The organism is Streptomyces sp. RLA012 (assembly GCF_056270325.1).
In genome coordinates this window covers 10,072,794-10,098,287 of the sequence record NZ_JBWDPA010000002.1, presented here as the reverse complement: position 1 = coordinate 10,098,287, position 25,494 = coordinate 10,072,794, and the positions used below count along the sequence as shown (strand labels likewise).

At 72.7% G+C, this 25,494-nt stretch carries 12 protein-coding genes; 3 read left to right on the top strand and 9 right to left on the bottom strand.

What is annotated here, in order from left to right:
- The first annotated feature begins 580 nt into the window (after window positions 1-580).
- A complete protein-coding gene (locus tag RV986_RS45860; RefSeq protein WP_475923015.1) occupies window positions 581-1,585 on the top strand; it encodes an SGNH/GDSL hydrolase family protein in 1,005 nt (334 codons plus the stop codon).
- 164 nt (window positions 1,586-1,749) lie between these two features.
- Here the strand turns inward: RV986_RS45860 and RV986_RS45855 are convergent, their stop codons facing one another.
- Window positions 1,750-3,114: an FAD-dependent oxidoreductase gene (locus RV986_RS45855; protein ID WP_475923014.1), complete on the bottom strand. Its 1,365-nt coding sequence runs from the start codon at window positions 3,112-3,114 to the stop codon at window positions 1,750-1,752.
- Between the two features lie 268 nt (window positions 3,115-3,382).
- Between RV986_RS45855 and RV986_RS45850 the strand changes: the two genes are divergently transcribed.
- Window positions 3,383-4,567, top strand: coding sequence for a PP2C family protein-serine/threonine phosphatase (locus RV986_RS45850; RefSeq protein WP_475923013.1), 1,185 nt, complete (start codon window positions 3,383-3,385; stop codon window positions 4,565-4,567).
- 92 nt (window positions 4,568-4,659) lie between these two features.
- On the opposite strand, the gene RV986_RS45845 is transcribed toward RV986_RS45850, so the two are convergent.
- Genes RV986_RS45845 through RV986_RS45830 form a run of 4 tightly spaced genes read right to left on the bottom strand, consistent with a single transcriptional unit; the run spans window position 4,660 to window position 7,640 of the window.
- Window positions 4,660-4,920 (bottom strand): hypothetical protein, encoded by a 261-nt coding sequence (locus RV986_RS45845; RefSeq protein ID WP_475923012.1) that lies wholly within the window; start codon window positions 4,918-4,920, stop codon window positions 4,660-4,662.
- A 26-nt stretch (window positions 4,921-4,946) separates the two neighbouring features.
- A complete protein-coding gene (locus RV986_RS45840) occupies window positions 4,947-5,354 on the bottom strand; it encodes a hypothetical protein (protein WP_475923011.1) in 408 nt (135 codons plus the stop codon).
- A 49-nt stretch (window positions 5,355-5,403) separates the two neighbouring features.
- A complete protein-coding gene (locus RV986_RS45835; protein WP_475923010.1) occupies window positions 5,404-6,897 on the bottom strand; it encodes a sensor histidine kinase in 1,494 nt (497 codons plus the stop codon).
- The gene (locus RV986_RS45830; protein ID WP_475923009.1) at window positions 6,894-7,640 is read right to left on the bottom strand and encodes a response regulator transcription factor; all 747 of its coding nucleotides are present in this window, start codon (window positions 7,638-7,640) and stop codon (window positions 6,894-6,896) included. The genes RV986_RS45835 and RV986_RS45830 overlap by 4 nt, the downstream gene beginning before the upstream one ends.
- Before the next feature lie 617 nt (window positions 7,641-8,257).
- On the opposite strand from RV986_RS45830, the gene RV986_RS45825 reads away from it, so the two are divergent.
- Window positions 8,258-9,616, top strand: coding sequence for a C40 family peptidase (locus RV986_RS45825; protein ID WP_475923008.1), 1,359 nt, complete (start codon window positions 8,258-8,260; stop codon window positions 9,614-9,616).
- 120 nt (window positions 9,617-9,736) lie between these two features.
- Here RV986_RS45825 and RV986_RS45820 read toward each other — a convergent pair whose 3' ends face one another.
- The 4 genes from RV986_RS45820 to RV986_RS45805 form a co-directional block, all read right to left on the bottom strand.
- A complete protein-coding gene (locus tag RV986_RS45820; RefSeq protein ID WP_475923007.1) occupies window positions 9,737-10,429 on the bottom strand; it encodes a SpcZ in 693 nt (230 codons plus the stop codon).
- The gene (locus RV986_RS45815) at window positions 10,426-11,304 is read right to left on the bottom strand and encodes a TauD/TfdA dioxygenase family protein (RefSeq protein WP_475923006.1); all 879 of its coding nucleotides are present in this window, start codon (window positions 11,302-11,304) and stop codon (window positions 10,426-10,428) included. The genes RV986_RS45820 and RV986_RS45815 overlap by 4 nt, the downstream gene beginning before the upstream one ends.
- A gap of 80 nt (window positions 11,305-11,384) precedes the next feature.
- Window positions 11,385-21,134, bottom strand: a complete 9,750-nt coding sequence (locus RV986_RS45810) for an amino acid adenylation domain-containing protein (protein WP_475923005.1) — start codon at window positions 21,132-21,134, stop codon at window positions 11,385-11,387.
- Window positions 21,134-25,321 (bottom strand): non-ribosomal peptide synthetase, encoded by a 4,188-nt coding sequence (locus RV986_RS45805; RefSeq protein WP_475924670.1) that lies wholly within the window; start codon window positions 25,319-25,321, stop codon window positions 21,134-21,136. Before RV986_RS45805 ends, RV986_RS45810 begins: the two co-directional genes overlap by 1 nt.
- Window positions 25,322-25,494 lie beyond the last annotated feature (173 nt).

Sequence of the window (25,494 nt, the reverse complement as noted above, 5' to 3'; positions counted from 1 at the left end):
TGGCCGCCGCGCAGTGCCCGCCCGTCGCCGTACCGCCGTTCCGGCCGGCCGGCGAGGCGATGCCGAAGATCCGGCCGTAGCCGCGCTCCGCGAAGCCTGCGCAGGACGTGCACGGCGTCCCAGTGTGCGGGGAGCCGGTCCCGGACCCGTGCGAAGGGCGTGCTTGTCGCGTAAGTCCGGGCCGAGGTCGCCCGTGTGCCGCCCGGCCGGATAGAGGTCCGTCGCCGCCTTCGCGGTGGCCCCTCGGACGGCCGGCTCCGCCGGACCGATGGTGTACCGCGCTACACCATCGGTTCGGGAGTGCGCTCACTCGTGGCGGCGAGCCCGCGCCGGGATCGTTGATCCCGCAAGCACCTGGCTCCCCCACCGTGAAGGAAACCGGGCGTGAGCACACGGACCGGGGCCACCGGAAGCGGAGGTGGCCTTGCCGCGCCGGCCCGTGGGGACGGGGAACGGCACGGTCCCGGGCCCGGCGGCCCTGCTCCCCCGTTCCGCCGCCGGGCCCGAGGACACCGGCCGACGTCGCCCTCTCCCGCCACCGCGCAGGACCATCCGAGACGAAGGACGCAGGACACCCCTGATGAAGACTTACGCACGAGCCGGACTCGCCGCCATGGCCGCGGGCGGCGTTTTCTTCGCGGCCCTCAGCGTCGGAGGCGGCGACGACTCGGCCGACGCAGCCCCGAAGAGCGCGGCGGTCTCCGGACAGTCGAAGAACTCGACGGTGTCCGCGCAGCCGCGGAGCCCGGCCACCTCCGAACCGCCGAAGGACTCGTACGTCGCCCTCGGCGACTCCTACACCGCCGGCCCCGGCATCCCCTCCCGGACCGGGACCCCCACCGGATGCGACCGATCCGACCGGAACTACCCCGCACTCGTCGCCCGAGAACTCGGCATCGGCGCATCGGACTTCCGTGACATGAGCTGCAGCGGCGCCACCATCACCGACCTCACCGCACCCCAGACCACCGACAGCGGCACCAACCCGGCCCAGTTCTCCGCCCTCACCGACACCACCGGACTCGTCACCATCGGCATCGGCGGCAATGACATCGGCTTCAGCAAGCTGATCAAACAGTGCGCCAAGTCGGGCATCTTCTACTTCGCGACCGGCAGCGGCAAGTACACCGGCGACGACGCCCCCTGCCGGAGCCGGTACGTCGACGACGGCACGGACGAGATACGGCAGAAGATCGACAAGGCGGGCGAGCGGCTCGCGGACACCCTGGCCGAGGTGGGACGCCGCGCTCCGCAGGCACGGGTCTACGTCGTCGGATACCCCGCGATCCTGCCCTCCGAGGCGGGCGACTGCGGCCGGGAAATGGGCCTCGCCCCCGGCGACGTCACCTTCCTGTACGAGGAACAGCAGCGGCTCAACACCACACTGCGCACACAGGCGGAAGCCGCGGGCGCCGGATACGTCGACACCTACGCCCCCTCGACCGGCCACGACGCCTGCTCCGCACGCGAGAGCCGCTGGATCGAACCCCTCATCCCCCTCGCGGCCGCCGCCCCCGTCCACCCCAACGCACGCGGCGAACGCGGCATGGCCGACGCCGTCCTGAACGCCGTCGAAAAGTCCTGATGAGCCCTGGCGTCCTGATGAGCCCCGCCGACGCACCGCCAGGGGACGCGACGGCGACCCGACGACGACCTGGCTGCGGCATGACTGCGGCCTGACTGCCGCTTGATGCCGGAAACAGGAACGTGCGGTCGCCGTCCGGGACGGCGACCGCACGGCAGGTCGATCTACGCGCCGCTCGCGTCGAGCATGCCCTCGCGCTCGACGATCTTCACACGCTCGCGGCCCTGCGGTTCGCCCAGCGCCTTCTCCGCGGCGTCCAGCCGGTACCAGCCTTCCCACGTGGTGAAGCGGACGTCCCGCTCGCCCAGGAACGCGTCCACGGCCTCCGGGTCGGGCGAGGTGGGCACGTGCAGACGGCCGTTCGCGTGGTCGTCGAGCAGACTGGCGACGGTCTCGTTGGCATCGCCCTTGGTGTGGCCGATGAGGCCCACGGGGCCGCGCCGGATCCAGCCGGTGACGTACGTCGACTGCAGGTGCTCGCCGGTCTCCTCGATCACCCGGCCGCCCTGGTCCGGAACCGTGCCCGACTCGGCGTCCCACGGCAGCTTGGGCAGTTCGTCGGAGAGGTAGCCCACGGCGCGGTAGACGGCGCCGAGGTCCCAGTCCTTGAACTCGCCGGTGCCCTTGACGTTGCCGGTGCCGTCGAGGGCGGTGCGCTCGGTGCGCAGACCGACGACCTCGCCGTTCTCCCCGAGGATCTCGGTCGGCGACTCGAAGAAGTGCAGGAACAGCTTGTGCGGCCGGTCGCCGATGTCGCGGATGGCCCAGTTCTCCAGGGTCTTGGCGACCATGTCGGCCTGCTTGTTGCCGCGCCGGGTGGCGATCGAGCCCTCGTCGTAGTCGATGTCCTCGGGGTCGACAATGACCTCGATGTTCGGGGAGTGGTCCAGCTCCCGCAGCTCCATCGGGCTGAACTTCGCCTGCGCCGGGCCACGGCGGCCGAAGACGTGGACCTCCAGGGCCTTGTTGGCCTTGAGGCCGTCGTGGACGTTCGCCGGTATCTCGGTCGGGAGCAGTTCCTCCGCGGTCTTGGCCAGGATGCGCGCGACGTCGAGCGCCACGTTGCCGACACCGAGGACGGCGACCTTCTCCGCGTCGAGGGGCCAGGTCCGCGGTACGTCGGGGTGCCCGTCGTACCAGGAGACGAAGTCCGCCGCGCCGTACGAGCCGTCGAGGTCGATGCCGGGTATGTCGAGTGCGCGGTCGGCCGTCGCTCCCGTGGAGAAGATCACCGCGTCGTAGAAGGTACGCAGGTCGTCGAGGTTGATGTCCCCCGGGTAGTCGACATTGCCGAAGAGACGGATCTGGGGCTTGTCGAGCACCTGGTGCAGGGCCGTGATGATGCCCTTGATGCGCGGGTGGTCGGGGGCCACGCCGTAGCGGATCAGACCGAACGGGGCCGGCATCCGCTCGAAGAGGTCGATGGACACACCGGGCTCGGCCGCCACTGCGGACTTCAGCAGCGCGTCGGCAGCGTAGATCCCGGCGGGGCCGGCTCCGACAATGGCTACCCGCAGAGGGCGAGGCATGATCAGGTTCCCTTCGAACGGTGGCAGGGTGACACGCCGGGAAGCCTAAACTAAGGCAAGCCTTAGTCAGTAGTCGGGCTGGATCTATGACCTCATAAACCCATGTTATGACTAGATTTCCTGCCGACTTCCCGCCGACTTCCCCGCCGACTTCCCCGCCGGCGCCCCCGGTGGTTCCCGTGCCGGTTCCCTCCCGGTTCACCCGCCGTCTCTCACCAAGCTCCGACGGGCCGTACCTGGCAAAATGGGCTAGGTGGAAGTCCGGCGTGTGTCAGTGGACCGCCTCGTGGAGCAGCCGTCGGGCCGCGGACTGGTGGCGATTCCCCTCGTGCTGATCGTAGTGATCACCGTGGTGGACATGCACTCCCCGCTCGACGTCCACCTGGGCCCGTTGCTGGTCATCGCGCCCGCCCTCACCGCCTCCTTGGCCGGGCCCCGGCTGACGGCGCTGGTCGGGGGGCTGGCCGTGGCCGCCCAGGCGTTCATCGCGGTCTTCCACGGCGGGCTGACCACGGCCAACCACATCGCGCAGATCGTCGCCCTGTCCGTACTCTCCGCGCTGGTGGTGTTCGTCTGCCACCTGCGCGAGCGGCGCGCCCGGGAACTGAGCCGCGCCCGGTCGGTGGCCGAGACGGCCCAGCGGGTGCTGCTGCGGCCGCCGCCCCACCGGATCGGGCCGTTGCGCGTGGCCTGGCTGTATCTGGCCGCCGAGGACGAGACACAGATCGGGGGCGACCTGTTCGCGGTCGCCCGCGCGGCCCACGCTGCCACCCGGGTGATCATCGGTGACGTCCGCGGCAAGGGGCTGGCCTCCATCGGCGAGGCATCGGTGGTGCTGGGCTCGTTCCGCGAGGGTGCCTACCGCTACACCGCCCTGCCCGAGCTGACGGCGGCGCTGGAGGTGAGCGTGTGCCGCGACCTCGACGACGTGGCCGACACCGAGCACGACCCCGGTGAGCACTTCATCACCGCGCTCGTACTCGACATCCCGGACGACGGCTCGAAGGCCGAGATGATCAACTGCGGTCATCCCCCGCCTCTGCTGCTGCACCAGCACGAGGTCACGGTGCTGAACCCGCGCCATCCGATACCCCCGCTGGGCCTGTGCGAACTGCCCGCGGCGAGCCACCACCCCGACCCCTTCGCCTTCGAGACCGGGGACATCCTGCTGCTCTACACCGACGGCGTCATCGAGGCCCGCTCCCCGGCGGGCGCCTTCTACCCCTTCCTCGACCGGGTCGCCTCCTTCCCCGCCCCCAGTCCCGACGTCCTGCTGCGCCACATCCACGACGACCTCCTCGCCCACGTCGGCGACCACCCCGCGGACGACGCCGCCCTCCTGGTCATCGAACGCATCCCCGCCCACCATCTGCACCGGCCGAATTTCACGACCCACCCGGTCGACGGCCGCCGCCGGCTCCATCCCAGCAAGTCGTCCCCACCGGAAGGCTGACCGCGGGCTCGCCGGCCGGCGCCACTGCCGGATCAGGGGCGAGGGCGCAGCGACACCGAACCCATCGCCCGGGCGATCCTGGAAGCGGACCGTCACTCCCGAGCCATGTCCGACTCCGCCGTGTTCGCCGCCGTCTCGGCGTCGTCGACGAGTTTTCGGAGGTGGCCGAGGTCCGTCGAGGAGGCGGGCGTCGACTGCCTGACGCCGGGTGTCGACTGCCTGACGCCGGGTGTCGACTGCCTGACGCCGGGCGCCGACTGCTGGGCGCCGGGCGCCGGCTGCCCGGCGTTGCCGCCGTGGCCGCAGCCGGCCAGCAGCGGTACGGCGGCCAGTACCGCCAGTACGGTCGGCACGGCCGGTACGGTCCGGCGCGCGCGCATCAGTTGCCACGTCCGTTGTCGTTGGCCCGGCACCACTTCTCGACGTCGGCCAGGTCCTTCTGGCGGGTCTCCAAGGTGGGGACCAGGGAGCGCCGGGAGGTGAGCCGGTCGTTGAGGTAGGTCTCGATCTGGGTGTGTCCCGCCGACCTGGCGTTCGCCACGCGCTGTTCGAGGCGGGCGATGGAGCCACGGTGTGACGCGTCCGCGCGCAGCCGCTCCAGTATTCGGTCGATCCGTTGGTCGATCTTCGGCGCGCGCCGGCAGAGCGCCGCCGCGCCGTCGCCCGTGGGCGTACCGGACGGCGCGGGACTCGCGGTGTCCGCGGTCGCGGCGCCCGCGGCGCCGAACAGTGAACCGACGGCGACCAGCGAGACGACCGAGATCACGGTTTTCCTGGTACTTGGCATGACGAACTCCTCCGCGTTCACGGGCGGGTTGCCCGCACGCCCCGGAAAGCTAGGAGCCGTCTTTGTGGAAATCTTGTGGGTGCTCGGGCCGGTCGGCGGTCGTGATCATCCAGTTGCGCCGGAGCGGCAGCGTGGCCCCTTCGTCCACCGCGCCGCTGACGAGCGGCAGGGTGACCTCGATACGGGTCCCCGGCTCCCCGGGGCGGTCCAGTACCCGGATCCCGCCCCGGTGCAGGGCGATCTGCTGGGCGACCAGGGTGAGTCCGAGGCCGGAGCCAGGACTGTCCGGTCGGCGCCTGAAGCGCTGGAAGACCTCGGTGCGCAGCGCGGGTGGGATGCCCGGGCCGCGGTCGTCGACGAGGAGGAGCGCGTCGGGGCCGCTCGCGCGCAGGGTCACCTCCACCTGCGCCGGCTGTCCGTCCGCGTGGCCGTGCACCAGGGCGTTGACGAGGAGGTTGTCCACCACGGTCCGCAGCCCCGGCTCCCAGCCGTGCACCCGCAGGCCCGGCGGCCAGTGGCCGGTCATCCGTGCGTGCGGATGGCGTCGCCGCTGTTCCTCCGTGCTCGCCTCCACGAGGTCGGCGAGGTCGACCGGGCCGAAGGCGTCCGCCTCGACGAGGTCTCCGCGGCCGAGGTCGCGCAGCATCACCAGGAGTCCGAGCAGTCGGGCGTGCTCGCGGCTCAGGTCGTGGAGCACGTCGTCCCGGTCGGGCCCGGCGAGCTCCGGATGCTCGGTGAGGATCTCCAGGTTGGTCTGCATGCTCATCAGCGGGGTGCGCAGTTCGTGGGCGGCCGCGGAGGCGAAGGAGCGGGCGGTGGCGAGCGCCTCCGCGGTCCTGGCGGCCTGCTCGTCGTAGCGGGCCAGGACGGTCTGCAGGGTGTGCGCGAGGTCGTCGACCTCGGCGATCCGCGTCGGGGTGTGGTCCAGACGGGTGGGGCTGGAGCGCGGGTCCAGGCCGCTCGCCCGGCGCTGCAGGCGGCGCAGCGGCCGGCTCGCCCGGGTGGCGACGGCCCAGGCCAGCAGCCCGGACAGCGGGGCGGCGAGCAGGGCGACGGCCACCGCGCGGCGGCGGACCAGGCGCAGCTGGGTGTCGGCGGCGGTGTCGGACGCGAACAGCCACAGCGTGCCACGCGCTCCGGGCCGCGTCCCGGTCACCTGGGTCGACAGGATCCGCCAGCTCCTGCCGTCGGCCCGGAAGGTCGTCGGGGCCGGCGCACTCGCGGGCAGTGCCACGGCGGCAGCCGGTTGCGGGCCGCCGGTGAAGGTCTCGTCCGGCCCGATCAGCCGGACGCCGACGTCGAGGGCCGAGGTGAACAGCCGCCGCTCGCGGGCCTGCCGCACCGCCGCGGACCGGTCGGCGGCACTGGCCCGGAGCAGTCCCCGGGCGTCCTTGGCGACGGCCGTCGCGCGCTCACGCAAGTGCGTGTCCTGCTCGTCGTGCAGGTCCGCCGCGACCAGCCGCAGCAGCAGCCAGCCGGTGGCCAGGACCAGTACGGGCACGGCGGCCCCGACGGCCAGCGCGATCCGGGTGGACAGCCTCATCGCCGCTCTCCCGGGTCGTCGTCGCGCAGGACGAAGCCCACGCCTCGCACGGTGTGGATGATCCGGGAGCGGCCCGCCGTCTCCAGTTTGCGGCGCAGATAGCTGACGAAGGTGTCGACGGCGTCGGTGCGCACCTCGAAGTCGTATCCCCAGACGCGGTCGAGGAGTTGGTCACGGCTGAGCACGAGGCCGGCGTTGCGGGCGAGGACGTGCAGGAGCTCGAACTCGCGCCGGGTCAGCTCCACCGGCCGCCCGTCGAGGCTCACCCGGCGGGCGGCGGGATCCAGCAACAGGCCGCCGGCCCGTACGGTGTCGGTGTCCCGCGGCGGCCTGCGCCGCAGCAGCGCGCGCAGGCGCAGGACCAACTCCTGCAGGGCGAAAGGCTTCACGAGGTAGTCGTCACCGCCGGCCTGCAGGCCCGCGATCCGGTCGGTGGTCTCGTCCAGAGCGGAGAGCATCAGCACGGGTACGTCGTTGTCCTCGTCCCGCAGCGTCCTGCACACCTCGATGCCGCTGAGGTCCGGCATCGAGATGTCCAGCACGATCACATCAGGCGGCGTCCTGCGGACCACGGCCAGCGCCGGACGGCCTCCGTCGGCCAGGTCCACGGTGAATCCGCCGAGCCTCAGTCCACGCTCCAGCGAACGGCGTATCGCCGCGTCGTCGTCCACGACCAGGACACGGCCCTGATCCAGGCCTCCACCCTGGCCCTGATCCCAGCCCCGGTCCTGGCCCGCACTCATCGCCACCTCCCCCTCCCACCCCGAAACCCGGGCCGCACGGCCGCACGGCCGGACCGCCGGGGCCCGCCGCCGCCCATCGTGCATCAGCCCCGGCGGTCCCGGCCCTCCGGGGGCTCATCGGACGGGCACGGGCAGGCTCCTGACGGGCGAGGCCCTGCCCCGCGCAGCCGTGGTTGCGGATCTCACCGCGTCGATGGGCCTCCGGCCTCCGGGCTTGGCCGGAGGCCGTGTTCGCCTCCCGCATGGGGGAACTCCCCGGAGTCCGCTACCTCAAGAGCCGACACCGTCACGCCGTGTGGCATGTCGACCCCAGTACGACGAAGGTCACAAATACATATCGGACACTTCGCACTTCAATCTTCACGCGAGGCACACAAATTGGCTAAGTTGACGTCGGACCGCACGACTCCCTCCGGCGAACCTCGCCGGGTCGAGCGGCCTCCGCCAAGTCCGGTGCTCCCTCGGGGCAGCCGGAGCCGGGGTCCCAACCGACCTTGGGGTGAATCGGTCCAACCGCCCGGCAGGGCAGGGGCCGTAGGGCAAGCCTTCCGGAATCGTCCGCCCGAACCCTCCAGGCGACTCGGCAGGCGGAGCACGGAAGGAGATACGTCCCCCCCATGGCGCCGGAACGAACCCCGCGCCCTGGAGGCAGCAGCCTCCCTGGCACGCGCAGCTCCGTCCCCGCGAAGTCGGCCCTCAGTGATGCGGACGGGCCGAGTCGCGAAGAGGTCCAGCAGCGGATCCACAGCCTCTACGACCAGGCTGAGAACGCCACCGGGTTCGTCAACGGGACCCGCGCGATGACCACGGGGAGCCGCAACCGAGCCAACCCGGCGCCCGAAACCGTGCGCAGGCGTAGCGATCCGGCCCTCGACGACATCAGCAAGCCGTGGTTCGACGCGGCCCGCAGGCAGTTGGGCCCGTCCGCGCCGGCCAGGCTGCCGGCCGACAGATTGCCGAACCGTGCGGCCGAGACGCGGCCCGCGGGCCCGGCCGGACGTCCGCAGAACGAACCGGCCGACCGTGGGCGGGAGTCGGCCGGCCGCCCCGTACTGGAGCTGACCGCCGGGCCGTCCGCCGAGGCGGCCGGGGGTCCCGTGGCGGAGTTGACCGGCAGGGCCGTCGCCGCGCTGCCTGCCGCGCCGGAGACACGGCAGGACGCCACCCAGGTCATGCCGACCCTGCCGTCCCTGCCTGCTCTGCCCGCACCGGCCGCACCGGTCGCCGGGCCACGGCCGTCCTCGTTGAAGACCTCCAAGGAGCAGATCCAGCGGAAGCTCGCGACGGCCCGCGAGTTGCTGTCCAGGCACGTCGCACAGCGGACCGCACCCGTCGCGGCGATCGAGGCCCGGCCGGCCGAGGACGCCTGGCGCGCCGCTGAGGAACAGGCCCTCCGCCAGGCCGAGGAACAAGCCTTCCGCCAGGCCGAGGAACAGGCCTTCCGTCAAGCCGGGGAGCAAGCCCTCCGTCAGGCCCAGGAACAAGCCCTCCGTCAGGCCCAGGAGGAGTGGCAGCGACAGTTGTCGGGCGGCCTGGGCACGGGCCTGTCCGTCGACACGGGCGCGAGCATCGGCGCCGGTGTTCCCCTCGCCGTCGGCAACGCGCCCTCGGCCTACGTCGGCAGCGCCGAGACGGCACTCGCCTTCGCCCGCGCGCAGATCGGCAGGCCGTGCCTCTGGGGCGCGACCGGACCGGACTCGTACGATTCCGCCAGCCTCACCCAGGCGGCCTGGCGGAGCGCCGGGGTCACCCTCCCGCGTACCGTGCACGAGCAGGCGACCGCGGGCACGGCGATCCCGCTCACCGACATCCGGGTCGGCGACCTGATCTTCTTCTCCGGCAACATCAGCCACGTCGGTCTCTACACCGGCAACAGCATGATGATCCACGCACCGGGCCCGGGGGCGTCCATCCGCGAGGAGTCGATCTTCTTCGCCGGGCAGACGGCGATCCACGGCGCGGTGCGGCCCGCCTGAATCCCTGACGAACGGCGGGTCGGCGCACCGGCGGGCGCGGATCCGCACGAAACGTCGCGCAGCCGCCGCTCGGGCCCGCCGGACGCGTTCCCCTGATGGCGCGCGGTCAAGCAGTCCGCTTCATGGTGTGGCTCCGGAGGGTTCGAAGGGCCCTCTCCGCAGGGCGGCCAGGAGGCCCTCCGCGAGTTCCGCGTAGGCCGTCGCGTGCCGGCCGTCGACGGCGACCGCCCGTGCGTAGGCGTGGGTTCGGACGGCCGGGAAGGTGCGGGCGTAGGCGTCGTCGTCGGCCGTCGCGTACGCCGCCGCCACCGCCCGCGCGTTCGCCAGGGCGTTGGCCTCGGTACAGGCACGGGTGTCGGGGTCCGTGGTCAGCCCCGCGTAGTCGGTGCCGTACTCGTCGGCGTCGGCGTCGTCGAAGCCGTTGGCCACGGCGTAGGCGCGGGCGTTCTCGTACGCGACGGCGAATGCCTCCTCGAAGCCGTAGGCGTCGCGGTAGACCTGCCGGAGCACCGGCTCCAGCACATCCACCCACGCGTCCTCCGTGACCGGACCGCCCGCCAGTGCCCGTCCGTGAACGGCTGCCAGGGACGTGCAGGCGGCCGTGGTGCGCCCCGAGCGCGCGGATGCCTCGGTCAGCAACGGGATCACGGTGCGCAGGTGCCACTCGTGGACGACGTCCAGCGTGATGGGCGGGCCGCCGTGGCTGAGCACGGTGGCCTGCACACGCCGGGCCCAGTAGGCACCCGCGCTGTCGGTCTGGCCCTGGTGGAGCACCGCGGTCAGCTCCGCGAACCAGGCGGGCGGCGAGGTCATGCCTGGGGCCTGGTGCCGTCGATGGCGATGCGCCGGCCGTGGCGCGTGTGCGGGAAGTAGTCCCAGACGGCGTGGTGCTGGACACAGCGGTTGTCCCAGAACGTCAGCGTGTCCGGCTGCCAGCGGACCCGGCAGTGCAGCAGGGGTGTGCGGGCGATGTGCTCGTACAGCATGCCGAGGACGGCGGCGCTCTCGGTGCTCGACAGCTGGGGGATGTGCGAGGTGTAGGGGGCGTTGACGAAGAGCAGCTTGCGACCGGTGTCGGGGTGGCGGACCACGACGGGGTGTTCGGTGCGCGGGACGTCGTACTCGGGCGGCGGGGTCTGCCCCTGCGTCAGCCAGGGGCGCGCACCGTCGTGGACGGCGGTCAGGCCGTCCAGGAGTGTCTTCATCGACGGCGACAGCATGTCGTGGGCGAGATGCATGTTGGCGAACAGGGTGTCCCCGCCGCTGCCGGTCTCCGGGACCGTGGTGAGGTGGAGCATCGAGCCTAGGGAGGGCTCGGGGTCCGCGGTGCCGTCCGCGTGCCAGCCGTTGCCGGCCACCTCGCGGGAGTTCTTGTCCGCGCTGATCTCCAGGATGTACGGGTCGGAGCCTTCGGCGGCCAGGGCGACCGGGTGCAGCGGGCCGAAGAGCCGGGCGAACCGTTTGTGGTCCTCGGGCGTGAGGCGCTGGTCGCGGAAGACCAGCACGTGGTGGGTGAGGAAGGCCTGCTTGACCTCCTTCTCCTGGCGGGGCGTCAGCTCGCGGGAGAGGTCGACGCCCTCCACCTCGGCGCCGAGCAGCGGGGTCAGCGGAGCGACGGCGAGGGTCTCGTACGTCTCCGGCGGCCTGGTGGTGAGGCGCTCGACGGCATCCAGGGCGAACTGTTCCATGGGGCTGCTCCTGTGGGCTCGGGGGTGGCGGTCGCGGAGGGTTCACAGCGGAACGGGACTGGACAGGCGGGACGGGGGCGTCAGGCGGGTTTGGCCGACAGAGGTGGCGCGAGGGCCTCGGCGTTGATCGTCCGGGCGATGTCGTCGATGTGCGGGCGGGTGACGATGTCGTAGTGCGAGGCGGGCAGTTGGTGCACGGGCGAGCCGTCCGGCAGGAGCCCGCGCCACTCCTCCGCCGCCGACCGCGGGTCCTGTGGTGGCAGGGGCAGGTCGGTGACCGCCCGGGTCGCCAGCCAGAGGGTGCTGGGTGTGCGGGTCAGCCGGGGCGGTGTGTGGGCCGCCATGGCGGTGAGGTTCGCCCGGCAGCAGTGGGCGAGGCGCTCGGCGTAGGCCTGTCCGGGCTCGGCGAGGGGCGACTGGGCTCCGTTTCCGCGCAGTTCGTGCGCGAAGACCGTACGGAGGTCGTGGTCGTCGTACGCGTACCTTCGCGAACCGGAGTGCGGCGACGGCGGGTCGAGGAGGTGGAGCCCGTCGACGGGACGGCCGGCGGCCTCCGCCTCGGCGGCCATGGACTGGGCGACCAGGGCGCCGAACGACCACCCGGCGAGCCGGAACCGGGTGCCCGTGCCGGGAAAGCCGGCGCGCAGCGCCGCGTGGTAGCGGGCGGCGCGTTCGGAGACCGACCAGGCCGGAAGGCCGGGATCGCGCAGAGCGGGGTCGGGTATCAGACAGACCGTGGTCCGGGGGGCCATGGCCGACAGGCTCGTCACCAGGGGCCGGTACGCCTGGATGTCGCCGCCGACCGGATGGACCAGGCACAGTACTTGGCGGCCGTCGCCCGGCTGCCAGATCTCGACGGTCACCGGGTCGTCGGCCGTGTCCTCGGCCCTGGCGGGCGGATCGAGCTGGGCCAGGATCTCGTTCAGGCTCACCCGGTGGCCGAGCCGGGCGAGATCCAGATCGATGCCGTACCGCCGTTTCACCTCGGAGAGCAGGTCCAGGAGGGTGAGGGAGTCGGCGCCGAGGTCGTAGAGGGAGGTGGCCGGGTCGAAGGTGTCGACGCCGAGCAATCGGCCGACGACGTCGCTCAGTTCGTCGTCCACGGCCGGTGTCACCTGGCCGACCGGTGCCGATCGGTGTGCGGGTTCGTAGAAGAAACGGGACGCGTCGAGCGGAGTGGTGGAGACCAGCAGGTGCGGCAGCTGGAGTTCGACGGCGTCGGCGAAGACCCGCAGGCCCTCGGCGGAGGACAGCCCCACCTTGAGGTGTGCCTGGTGGCGGGGGTCGGCGGTGAGGGCGTCACGGGCCATGCCCGTCTCCCGCCAGACGTCCCAGCCGATGCCCAGCCGTACGGTGGTGGACTGGGCGTCCGAGTCATCCGGGGCGTGCGGGGCGTGGTGGGCGAAGGCGTCCAGAACGCCGTTCGCGGCGGAGTAGTCGAACTGGCCCACCCCTCCGAACAGGGCCGACAGCGAAGAGCAGTAGACGGCATAGCGTGGCCGGCGCTCGGCGATCAGACGCTCGGTCAGCAGCGCGGCGCGCAGCTTGGCCCGCGTCACGCCGCGCATGGCGTCGCCGTCCCGGCGCGCGAGGAGTGTTCCGGCCGCGGTACCCACAGCGTGCACAACGCCGTCGAGACGGCCGAGGTGCGGGGCGAGCCGCGCGAGTACGTCGTCGACGTTCTCCTCGGCGAGGTCGGCCTCGACGAAGGTGATACGCGCGGACCGGTCGGCAGCATCCGCCGCTTCCGCCGGTTCCGCCAGTTCCGCCAGTTCCGCCGGCTCTGGGGGCAGATGCGGGCGGCGGGCCAGCAGGACGATCCGGCCGTCGGTGTGGTCGAGCAGCCAGGAGGCGATGCCGCCGCCGAGGCCTCCGGTGCCGCCGAGGATCAGATGGGTGCCGGTCGTCCCTTCCGTGAGGCCGGTCCGGGCGTGCGGGAGCGGTCGGGGCACGGGCTGCTGTACCGGACGCCACCAGTAGCCCTCGCGCAGCGCGACGCGTCGCTCCGGCCCGGGAGCCGTCGTCGGCTCGTCCTCGAACACCAGGGACAGCAGGTGCGCCCAGTCGCCCGGCACACTGCTGGGCAGGTCCAACCAGCGGATGTCCAGGCCGAGTTCCTGGCGGGGGACCTCCACCGCGCCCGCCAGCAGGCCCAGTTCGGGACGGCGGACGGAGCCGGTCACGGGCTGGGCGCCGTGGGAGAGCCACCACACGCGCGGCCGCAGGCCTCGCGGGAGGGCGGCCAGCGCCTTGCACAGGGCGGCGGGGGTGTCGAGGCACGCCCGGAGCGCGTGGTCCAGGGACGTCTCCCCCACCGTTCCGCCGACGCCGAGGGGCAGGGCGTGCAGCCATTCCACACCGTCGTCGGTGTCCCGCGTCACCGCCTTCAGCAGGCGTGTCAGGGCCTGCGGATCCGCGGGGTCGACCTCGTACCGGTCCTCCGCGACGCGGGCGTAGGCGTGGGCATCGGTGGCGGTGACGTGCACGACGCGCGTGTGGTGGGCCAGGAGGCCGCTCCACTCGACCGGTGCGGAGGCCCTGTCGGTGACGACGACCACGACCCGGCGCGACGGCGGGCCGGTGACGGGGGCGGCCCGCCGGGTGCGCGACCAGGCGGTCTGGTGCAGCCACGCGTCCTCGGGCGCTCTGGCCGGTGTCCCGCCGGTGCCGGTGCCGGTGCCGGGGGCGACGGCCGAGGCGAGAGGATCGGCCGAGGCGAGGGAATCGGCCGAGGCGAGGGAATCGGGTTCGGCGGTCGCGCGGGGGAAGTCGTGGTCGGTCAGGTCGAAGGACGGGGGCGGGAAGTCCCAGGGCGCCGGTGCGGGACCCGCGGGCCAGGCCACCTCCTCACCAGCCGTCCAGGCCCGCGCCAACTCCTCCTCCGGGCTGTCCTCGCCCTCGGCACCACCGCCGGAGGCCGGCCGAGTGTCGGTGCCGGCCACCACGCGCAGCCAGGCGACGGCGGCCTCGGGGCCGGCACAGACCGTCGCCGCGCGATGGGGCAGAGCCGGCCGCCCGGCCTGAAGATGGCGCACGACCTGCTCGTACGTCTCCGGTCTGGCCGTCAGATGGTCGGCGATGCGTCGCGCGTCCTCGCGCAGCGCGCTCCCGCTGCCGCCGGACAGGACGAGACAGGGGATCGCCGTGGGCGCGGGGGCGGCAGCCGGGCCGGTGGTGTCGGGGTGCTCCAGGACCACGTGGGCGTTGGTGCCGCCGATGCCGAAGCTGCTCACCGCGGCGACGCGCGGCCGCTCGGCCGGCCAGGACCCGGCGGTGGCGGGGATGTGGAAGGGCGTCGGATCGGGGCCGATCTCCGGATTCAGCCGCCGGAAGTCGATGGTGGGCGGGATCAGGCCGTGGTGCACGGACAGCACGGCACGGACGAGGCCCACGACCCCGGCCGCGGCGCCCAGATGACCGATCTGGCTCTTCACGGACGACAGCGCGCACCGCGCGGAGTCGGCCAGGTCGAAGGCCTGGCGCAGGGCCCGCACCTCGACGGGGTCGCCGAGCCGGGTGCCGGTGCCGTGCGCCTCGACGTAACCGATGTCGGAGCTGCTGCGGCCGCTGCGGCGCAGGGCGGTGCGGATCACCTCGCGCTGTCCGGCCAGCGACGGAGCGCTGTAACCGAGCTTCGCGGAACCGTCGTTGTTCACCGCCGAGCCGGTGATGACCGCGTAGACGGTGTCGCCGTCGCGCCGCGCCTGGCGCAGTGTCTTCAGCACCACCACTCCGACGCCGCTGGCACCGACCGTGCCCTCCGCGTCGTCGCTGAAGGGCCGGCAGTGGCCGTCCGGGGAGAAGATGTGCTGCGGGCGGTAGGTGTAGCCGTCCGTCAGCTGGGTGTCGACGAGCACTCCCCCGGCGAGCATGACGTCGGCGTCGCCCTGGCGCAGCAGTCCGGCCGCGACATGGACGCCGACCAGCGAACTGGCGCAGGCGGCCTGCACGGTGAAGGCCGGTCCGGTCAGGCCCAGATGGTAGGCCGCCTTGGTGGCGAGGAAGTCCTTGTCGTGGTGCAGGGCCAGGCGGAAGCCGTCGGGCAGGTCGGCGGGGTCCGCCTCGCGCAGCATCGCCTGGAAGTAGGTGTTCTCGCCGCAGCCGGCGATCAGCCCGGTGCGCCGGGCGCCGGGGTCGGCGATACCGGCGTGGGCGAGTGCCTCGACACAGCTCATGAGCAGGTGCCGCTGCTGCGGATCCATCAGTCGCGCGTCCTGACGGCTGATGCCGAACCGGTCCGGGTCGAAGGCCAGCGGTCCCTCCAACTGGCTGCGGGCGCCGACGAGTCCGTCCGCCGCCGGGAAGTACGTGATGCCGCTGGCGCCCGTTGCGACCATGCGCCAGAACGCGGCCAGGTCCGGGGCCCCGGGAACGCGGACTGCCATACCGATGACGGCGACGGGTTCGGCCGCGTCCGTCTCCCCGCCACCGGATCCGCCCGTGACGGCGGGAGTGGAGGTGGGGACGGCGGTAGAGGTGGAGGTGGCGGTGGCGGGTATCCCGTCGGCCGTGTCCAGGTAACGGCTCAGGCGGCGGACCGTGACATGTTCGAAGAGGTCGGCGACCGTGAACGCAAGGCCCAGTTCGGCACCGCAGCGCAGATGGAAGCGCATCAGGTCCAGGCTGTTCGCCCCGGCGTCGAAGAACCGCTGGTCCGGCGCCACGGATGTGCCGGTCACCCGCAGGAACAGCGCGCACAGCCGGGCCTCCTGCTCCGTCACCTCGGCGGTGCCGGCCGTGGTCGCCCGCAGCTCCCGTCCCCCGGTGGTGGTCGTCCGGCGGTCCAGCTTGCCGCTGGGGGTGCGCGGGAGCGCGTCCACCCTGCGGAAGCTGCGGATCCGTACGTAGGGCGGCAGCAGTCCGGCCAGGTGGTGGGTGAGTTCCGCGGGGTCCGGGTCGTCGCCCCGGCACTGCAGGAGGGCCACGAGGCCGTCGTCTTCGCGGGTGACCAGGGCACCCACGATCCGCGGATGCCGCAGCAGGGCGGCTTCGACCTGGCCCAGCTCCAGCCGGTGGCCGCTGAGTTTGATCTGGTCGTCGGCGCGGCCGTCGTAGTGGAGCAGCCCGTCACCGTCGAAGTGCGCATGGTCGCCGCTGCGGTAGAACCGGCCGAGCCCGGGCAGTTCGACGAAGCGTTCGCGGTTGAGGTCGGCGTCGCCCAGGTAGCAGGGCGTGGCCATGGGACCGCCGATCAGCAGGTGCCCGGTGGCGCCCGGCGGGACCGGTTCACCGCTGTCGTCGACCACGCGCAGGACGGCGTTGGCCACGGGTCGGCCGATCGCCGGACGCGTCGGCCACACCGCGGGATCGCCGTCGAGGCACAGGCCGCTGACGACATGCGTCTCGGTGGGCCCGTAGTGGTTGAACAGGCGTGCGCCGGGCATTCCGCCGAACCAGCGGCGCAGGGCGTCGGTGCACACCAGCTGCTCCCCCGCGGTGATCACCTCGCGCAACCGGGAGGGGAAGCGGCCCAGGTGGACGGCGTGTTCGGCGAGGAGCTGGAGCGCCACGTACGGCAGGAACAGCCGCTCCACCCCGGCGCTCTCCAGTTGGTCGAGCAGGGCCGGCATGTCCTGCCGCCAGGCCGGACGCACCAGATGGAGCCGGCCTCCCGTGCACAGCGTGGTGAAGATCTCCTGGAAGGACACGTCGAAGGACAGCATCGAGAACTGCTGGGTGACCGCGGCGTCGCGCAGACCGCCGGTGCCGTCCTGCCAGTGCAGCAGGTTGCACAGCGTGCGGTCAGGGACGTCGACACCCTTGGGCGTACCGGTAGAGCCGGAGGTGAACAGGGTGTAGAGCGGCCGGAGGCCTTGGTGCGGTTCCGATACCGATCCCGATGCCGGTCCCGGTCCCGGTCCCGGTCCCGGTCCCGGTTCCGGTTCCGGTTCCGGTCCCGGTCCCGGTCCCGGTTCCGCTTCGGCTGAGGGCGCGGACGGTGCGGGCGGTGCGGGCGGTGCGGACACGGACAGGTCGACGGTGCGCCGGGCGAGGCCCGGCGGCGCGATCGTGTCGACGTCCGCCTCGCCGCCCGGGACGACCAGGACGCACAGGGGGTCGATACGGCGCAGGATGTCGCGCAGCAGGGCGGGCGGGTAGGCGGGATCCAAGGGGACGACGGTGAGGTTGAGGCGTGCGGCGGCCAGCAGGGCGACCACGTGCTCGGCCGAGGGGGGCAGATACAGCGCGATCCGGGCCGGTGCTCCGGCCCCGGCCGGCAGCGGGTGGTGGCGCAGCAGTTCGGCGGCGAACGCCGCGGCCTGGGCGTCGAGTTCGGCGTAGCTGAGGGTACGGTCGTCCGAGGTCACCGCGGGCGCGTCGGGCGTACGGAGGACCTGCCGGGCGAAGCCTTCGGCCACCGTGGTGAAGGCGGGCGTCGACACCGCTCCCCGGCCCTGCTCGGGCAGTTCGCGCCGGTAGGGTCCGACGAGGTCGGTCAGCGTGTGGGCACCGCCGTCGGTGAGCAGGTCCACGGCCCGCCGGAACAAGTGCGCCGCGGCCGCGACGCGTTCGCCGTCGAACTGTCCCTCGGCGTACTCCCACAGGCAGTCGAAGCCGTCCTCGCGCTCCACCACGGACAGGGTGAGCGCGCACTTCGCCTCGGCGGCCTCGTACCAGAGGGGCCGCACTCGGCAGCCCGGCAGGGACAGGGCGTCGAAGTCCGTGTTCTCCAGGACGAACATGAAGTCGAAGGGCGGACCGTCGGCATGGAAACGATGGTCGGTCAGTACGTCGGACAGCGCCACGTCCTGCCGGTGGAGGATCTCCTGGACACCGGCGGCCTGCCGGCGGAGCTGCTCGCGCAGTTCCTGGCCCGGATCGAGTTCCATGGGCAGCAGGACCGTGTTGGCGAACATGCCCACCGTGGAGTCGAATTCGGCCGCGGGCCGGCCCGCCACCGGTCCGGCGACCAGCGGCCGGGTCCGGCCGGTCACCCCGTACAGGCTCCAGGCGTAGGCCGCCAGCAGGAGCTGGAAGCGGGTGAGCCCGAGTTCGGCGCCCAGGCGGTCGAGGCGGGAGCGGCGGACGAGGTCGAGCGAGGTGTGCAGCAGCCGGCCGCGGGTCCCGCCCGTGCCGGTCGGCGGCAGCGGCGTGGCGCCCTCTTCCAGTCCGGCGTAGTGGTCGCGCAGCGCGGCACGCCGGTGGCGGTAGGCGGGGCTGAGGTGCCACTCCCGCTGCCACAGGGCGAAGTCGACCGGGGTGGCTCCCGGCGCACCGTCCGGCTGCGCGTTGCGCTCCGCGCAGAGCGCGGAAAGGTCACGGAACAGCGTGCTGAGGGACCAGCCGTCCACGGCGATGTGGTGCAGGTGCAGGAGGAGTACGGGGCCGTCGGCGCGGTGGAGGAGACCGGCCCGGAGCATGCGGCCTGCGGCGAGGTCGAAAAGCGGGGCGAAGAAGCGCTGGGCGGCTTCCTCCCAGTCGGTCTGCCTCCCGGTCTGTCGCTCGGTCTGCCGGTCGGTCTGCCGCTCGGTCTGCCGCTCGGTCTGCCGCTCGACGCCGTCGGGGGTATGGGTGGCCTCGATGACCTCTACGGCCTCTACGGCCTCTACGGCCTCTACGGCCTCGGTCGGCTGCCAGGGGTCGTAGGGCTCCCCGATCACCTGGAGCAGACCGTCCGGAGTGGCGCGGAAGGAGGTCCGCAGCGCGGGGTGCCGCTGTACGAGTCGGCGTAAGGCCTCGCGCAGTACGTCCTCCTCGACGGTACCCTCCAGCCGGAAGACGAGCGGAACGTCGTACGCCCGGCTGTCCGGGACACGTCGGTGCAGCAGCCACAGGCGCTGCTGTTCCACGGTGGCCGACGCGGTGCGCAGCCCGGTCGGGCCGGGCACCGGCGGCGGCAGGAGGTCCGGCTGTTCGCCACCGGCGGCGATCGCGGCGCTCAGGGTGGCGAAGTCGGCCCGCAGGACGAGGGCTTGGGGCAGATCGACGTGCCAGCGGCGGCGGACCTCGAAGCTCAGCCGCAGTGCCTTGAGCGAGTCGCCCCCGTTCGGGATCCACCGGTCGTCGGGCCGCAGGCCCGGTATGTCGAGGAGCCGTCCCGCCAGCTCCAGCAACTCCCGCTCGGCCTCGGTCACTTCGCCTTCGGTGGTGCGGGCGCGCCGCCAGGGCTCGGCCGGGGAGCCCAGCAGCGCGGCCTCGTCGATCTTGCCGTTGGGGTTGCGGGGCAGGGCGTCCAGGAGGTGGGTGCGGTGCGGGCGCATGTACGGCGGCAGGACGGCGGTCAGATGGCGGTCGTACGCCTCGAAGTCCAGCTCCGCGCCGAGGACCAGGTACGCCAGCAGTTCATGGGCGCCGTCGGGGTCACGGCGGGTGCAGACGTGGGCCTGCCGTACGGCGGGGTGGGCGGCGAGCTGCCGTTCCACCTCGCCCGGCTCGATGCGGAAACCGCGCACCTTGACCTGGCGGTCCGTCCGTCCGACGTAGGTGATCAGGTCGGAGTCGTCGCGGCGGGCGAGGTCGCCGGTGCGGTACCAGCGCTCCCGGCCTTCGTCGTGCCAGGGCAGCCGTACGAAGCGGTGTGCGGTCTCCTCGGGCAGGTTGCGGTAGCCGGCCGCCAGTCCCTCACCCGACAGGTACAGTTCGCCGATCTCGCCGGGCTCGGCGGCGCGGGAGCCGTCGGCGACCAGCAGGGCCCCGGTGGCGGGCAGGGGGCGGCCGATCGGGACGACATCGCCGTCGAAGTCGCGTGGGATCGGATGGCAGAGCGCGAAGGTGGCGGACTCGGTGGGACCGTAGACGTTGACGAGTCCGGTCGTGCCACGTGGGTTGTCCCGGTACCAGCGGCGGATACGGTCGGCGTTGAGCTGTTCGCCGCCGACGAGCACCTGACCGACGGAGTCGAAACAGTCGGGCACTTCGTCGACGACGGCGTTGAACAGGGCGGTCGTCACGAAGAGGGCGTCGATACGGGCCTGCCGCAGGGTGTCCGCGAACAGGCGGGGGCTCTGGGTCTGCGCGTCGCTCAGGACGACACAGGTCCCGCCGCTCAGCAACGGCACCCAGACCTCGTAACTGAGCGCGTCGAAGGCGGGGTTGGACACGCTCGCACAGCGCGCCCCCTCCGCCGGGCGGATCGGGCCGGGCCGGGCGAGACGCAGCACGCCGGCGTCCCGTACCTGCACGCCCTTGGGCCGGCCCGTGGTGCCGGAGGTGTAGAAGAGGAACGCCACGGGCGCGTCGGAGCCGGGCGCCATGTCGTCGGCGGGCCCCTCGGTGGACGTGGCGAGAAGGTCCGCGGCGTGCAGGAGGAGGACCGACGCGGGGCCCCGGGCGCCGTCCGCATCCGCGTCGGCAATGACATCGGCATCGGCATCGACATCGACATCAAGGTTGGCATCGACGTCGACATCGGCGTGGGCGCGGCCGTCGTGGACGAGGGCGACCGCGGCCGAGTCGTCGAGGATGTGGCGGCGCCGCCCGGCCGGGCTCTGCGCGTCGAGCGGCACCACGGTGGCGCCGGCCCGGCGGATGCCGAGCATGACGCACACCAGCTGCCAGGACCGGGGCAGGCACACCGCGACGGCGTCGCCCGCGCGGACACCGTGTGCCCGCAGGCCCCGGGCGACGGCCTCGCCGGCGCGCACCAGTTCCGCGTAGTCGAGGACACGGTCACCGTCCACCACGGCGGGAGCCGCGGGGCGGCGACGCGCCTGGGCGAGCACGGCGTCGGCGAGGGTGGCCGGAGGCACGGCGTCACGCGCACTGCTGGACGCCCGGCACTCCTCGTACTCCGTGTCGTACTCCGTGCGCTGCTCGTACTCCGTGTCGTACTCCGTGCGCTGCTCGTACTCCGTGTTCTGCTCCGGCCGGCCCTGCTGCTCCTGGTTCATCACGCCTCCTCGGCCTGGGCCGTGGACACCGGTGCGAGCACGGCGAGTTCCGCCTCGATCCGGCGCGCCACCTGCGAGGCCCCGGCGCTCTCCAGCACCTCCCAGTGGTCGCAGTCCAGCGGCTCGACACGGAAGTCGCCCTCGGCGCGCCGCCGCCAGAAGGCGCGCACGTCGGACACGAACGACGGGTCGGGGTCTCCTCCGACGGCCTGGACCAGGACCAGCCGGGCCGGGGACGCGGCCGGGAGGTGGTCGCGGGCGGTCATCCGGTTGTGGTTGTAGATGCGGAAGTACTGGTCGATCTGCTCGTCGTCGATGCCCGGGTACATGCCGTTGAACTTGACGAGTTTGTCCCTGAACTCGGCGAGGTCCACCGGCGCGACCGCCGCGCGCTCCGCGGGATCGTCGGTGGCCAGGGTGTCGAGCAGCACCACGCTCACGTCCTTACGGCCGGCCCGTGCGAGGCGGCGGCCCATCTCGTGCGCGACGAGGCCGCCGTACGAGAGCCCGGTGAGGACGAGGGGGCCGTCGCCGAGCGGTTCGACGAGCCGGAGATAGGCCTCGGCCATGGCCTCGACACTGGGCAGGAAGTCCTCGCCGGGGTTCACGCCCGGTGACTGGATGCCGTACAGACCGACGTTCTCCGGCAGTGTCTTGGCGAGGGAGAGGTAGCAGAACGCGGTGCCGCCGGCGGGATGGACGCACACGACGCGTGCGTCGCCGGTACCGGACCGGAACGCGATGAGATTGCTCGGCGGCGGGCCCGATCTGCCCTGCCGGACGAGACCGCCGAGGGCCTCGATGGTGGGGTGGAGCATGAGGTCGCGGACGGGGATCGCGGTGCCGAGCCGGTCGCGTACGCGGTGGGCCATCTTGATGGCCGAGAGGCTGGTGCCTCCGATGTCGAAGAAGTTGTCGCTGATGCCGATGTCGGGGTACAGCAGGATCTCGCGCCATATCTGATACAGGGTCAGTTCTATGTGGTCGCGGGGACTTGCCGTATTGACCTGGCCGAGGGCGGTCTCGCCCGCCGTCCGCAGCAGGGCCTCCCGGTCGAGCTTGCCGTTCCGGCTGAGCGGAAGGGCGGGCAGGTCGACGAAAACCGCCGGAATCATGTAGTCCGGCAGCCGGTCCGCCAGCGCCGCGCGCCACTCCTGCGGTGTGCGGGCCGGTGCCTCGCCCCGTCCGACGCCCACCACGAGACGCGGCTCGTCGCCCGCCCGGTCCAGCACCACCGCCGCCTCACGTACCCCGGGCAAGGCCAGCAGCGCGGCTTCGACCTCGGCCGGTTCGATCCGGAAGCCGCGCAGTTTCACCTGGTCGTCGGCGCGCCCCAGGTACACCGCGTTGCCGTCGGGCAGCCGCCGGGCGAGGTCGCCCGTCCGGTAGATGCGTGCCCCGGGGACGAAGGGATCGGGCAGGAAGCGTTCCTCGGTCAGATCGGGCCGGTGCAGATAGCCCGCCGCGAGGCTCGCGCCGCCGATGTACACCTCACCGGCGACTCCGACCGGTACCGGCTGCATCCGGCCGTCGAGAAGGTACAGCCGGGTGCCCGCGAGCGGCCGGCCGATGGGGCACTGCCGGTCGAGCGGCTGCGGGTCGTAGTACGCCGTGCTGTACAGCGTCGCCTCGGTCGGCCCGTAGCCGAAGCAGATCCGCAGGCCCGGAAGATGCTGCCGCATGCGGTACAGCGCCGCCTCGGGCAGGGACTCCACCCCGGTCAGCACCTGCCGCAGTGCGAGTCCATGGAGCCGTTTTCCGGGGTCCTCGTCGATCCACTTGATGTAGGACGGGGGCAGGAAGGCCTGCACGACGCGGTGCTCGCGCATCCAGTGCAGCAGCGCCTCGGGGTCGCCGCGCAGGTCGTCCGGGACGATGTGCAGCTCACCGCCCGTGGTGAGCGGCATCAGCACTTCGTGCACCGAGGCGTCGAAGCCGATGCTCGACCAGGCGGAGGCGGCCTCGCCCGGCGCGGCGCCCATCCGTGCCAGCCAGTTGTCGAACAGGTTGATGACACTGCCGTGGGTCACGGCGACGCCCTTGGGGCGGCCGGTCGAGCCGGAGGTGTAGATCACGTACGCCAACCGTGCGGGGTCCGGCTCCACTCGGGGCGGCGCCGCGTGGTCGTCGCCCTCGGCCTCGACCGCCGCGAGGTCGCACCAGGCGACGGCCCGGCCCGCTGCCGGGGCGGCGCCCCGCTGTGCGGGCAGGTCGGCCGACGGGGAGTCGCCCCGCGCCGCGGGCCTGTCGGCTGCCGGGATGTCGCTGAGGACCAGGGCGGGAGCCGCGTCCTCCACCATCGCGGCGAGCCGTCTGCTCGGCTGCGCCGGGTCGAGCGGCAGATAGGCGGCGCCCGCCTTCAGGATGCCCAGCACTCCTACGACGTAGCAGGCGGAGCGTCCGGTGTGCAGGCCGACGACCTGTCCGGGGCGCACCCCACGGGCGGCCAGCGCCCGGGCGAGGCGGCCCGCCCGGCGGTCCAGGGCCGCGTAGTCGAGGCGCTCGCCCTCGCACACCAGCGCGGTCCGTGCGGGACGCAGGCGGACCTGCTCGTCGAACCGTGCGAGGAGCCCGGCCGACGAAGGCGCCGGCAAAGGCGCCGACGAGGACGACTGCTCTGACGCCGACCGCGACACCGACGGGGACTCTGACCGCGACACCGGCTGGGACACGGACCGGGACGCCGATCGCGACACCGCCTGAGACACCGACAGCGGATCCTCGGTGGCGTCCCAGTCGGCGAGCAGCCGCTGTCGCTCCTGGGCGTCCATCAGCTCCAGTGTGTCGACCGGTGCGTCCGGACGCACCGCCATGTCGGCCAGGAGATGCCGCAACTGACGTACGTACCGCTCCGCGGTCCCCTGGTCGAACAGGGCCCGCGCGTAGTCGAGGTGGCCCACGGTGCGCCCCGCCGACTCGGTCAGCGACAGGGCGAGGTCGAACTTCGCGGGCGCGTGCGGGATGTCGAGCGGTGTCACGTCGATGCCGGGCAGGCTCAGCAGGCCCGTGCGCTCCGGCTGCCAGGCGCACATGGTCTGGAACAGCGGTGTGTGCGCGACGCTGCGCGGCGGGTTGACCAGCTCCACGATGCGTTCGAGGGGCAGGTCCTGGTGGTCCAGGGCGGCGCGGAGGACGCCGCGGACCCGCTTGAGGGCGTCGGCGGTGGTGGGGGTGTCGGTGAGATCGACCCGGAGCGGAAGGGAGTTGACGAAGAAGCCGATGAGTCCCGCCGCGTCCCCGCGCGGGCGGTTCGCCGTGGGTGTGCCCACGACGACGTCGCCGCGACCGCTCAGCCGCGCCATCAGAAGGGTCCAGCCGGTCAGCACGGCGACGAACAGCGTGCCTCCGTGGCGTCGTGCCAGTGCCCGGAGGGCGGCGGTGAGGTCGGCGTCGAGGGTGAACTCGACGCGGCCGCCCCGCAGATCCTGCTCGGCGGGGCGCGGACGGTCCGTGGGCGGACCGGTCAGCGGTGGCGCGCCGCGCAGGCTCTCCCGCCAGTGGTCCGCCTGCGCGGCGAGTTCGCCCCCGAGGACGCGGGCCCGCTGGGCACGGGCGTGATCCGCGTACTGGAGCGTGAGCGCGGGGAGCGGATCGGTCCCGCCGTCGAGTAACGCCGCGTAGACCGTGCCGAGTTCGCGCATCATCACGTTCATGGACTGGCCGTCGAAGATCGTGTGATGCATCGTCAGCAGAAGCACGTGGTGCTCGGGCGCGAGGATGATGAGGCGGCCGCGGCCGAGTGGTCCGCGGGCGAGGTCGAAGGGCGTCGAGGCCTCTTCCAGCCGGAGGGCGTCGAGCCGGGCCCCGGCGTCGGGCGCCCCGGCGAGGCCGTCCGCGGTGAAGTCCTCCGAGGCTAAGTCCTCCGGGCTTGAGTCCTCCCGGGTCAAGTCCCGCGCGGTGAAGTCGTCCACGGCGAGGGCGAATCCCGCGTCGGGCGGGTCGATCCACTGGCGGACCTCGCCGTCGACGGCCAGCAGGCGGGTGCGCAACACCTGGTGGCGGGCGACCAGCGCGTCGAGGGCACGGCCGAGGAGCGTACGGTCCAGCGGTCCGCGCAGGGTGAAGGCGATCGGCTCGTTGTACGCCTCGTTCGCGCCCGGCAGCTGGGAGAGGAACCACAGCCGCTGCTGGGCGAAGGACGCCGGGGCGAGTTCGGGGGTGTATGGAACGTGGGGGCTGTGTTGCACCGACAAAGCTGGCTCTTCCCGTCTGCAGGAGTACTGGTTTCGAGAGTCACGGATGCTGTTCGGTCGATACGCTCGGCGGGGAGGCGTCAAAGCCCGTCAAAGCCGCCCTGCGTACCCGTTCAGGAGACAGCGCCACTCCGGCGCGACAACGTTGCCAGGGCAGGCCGGACCCC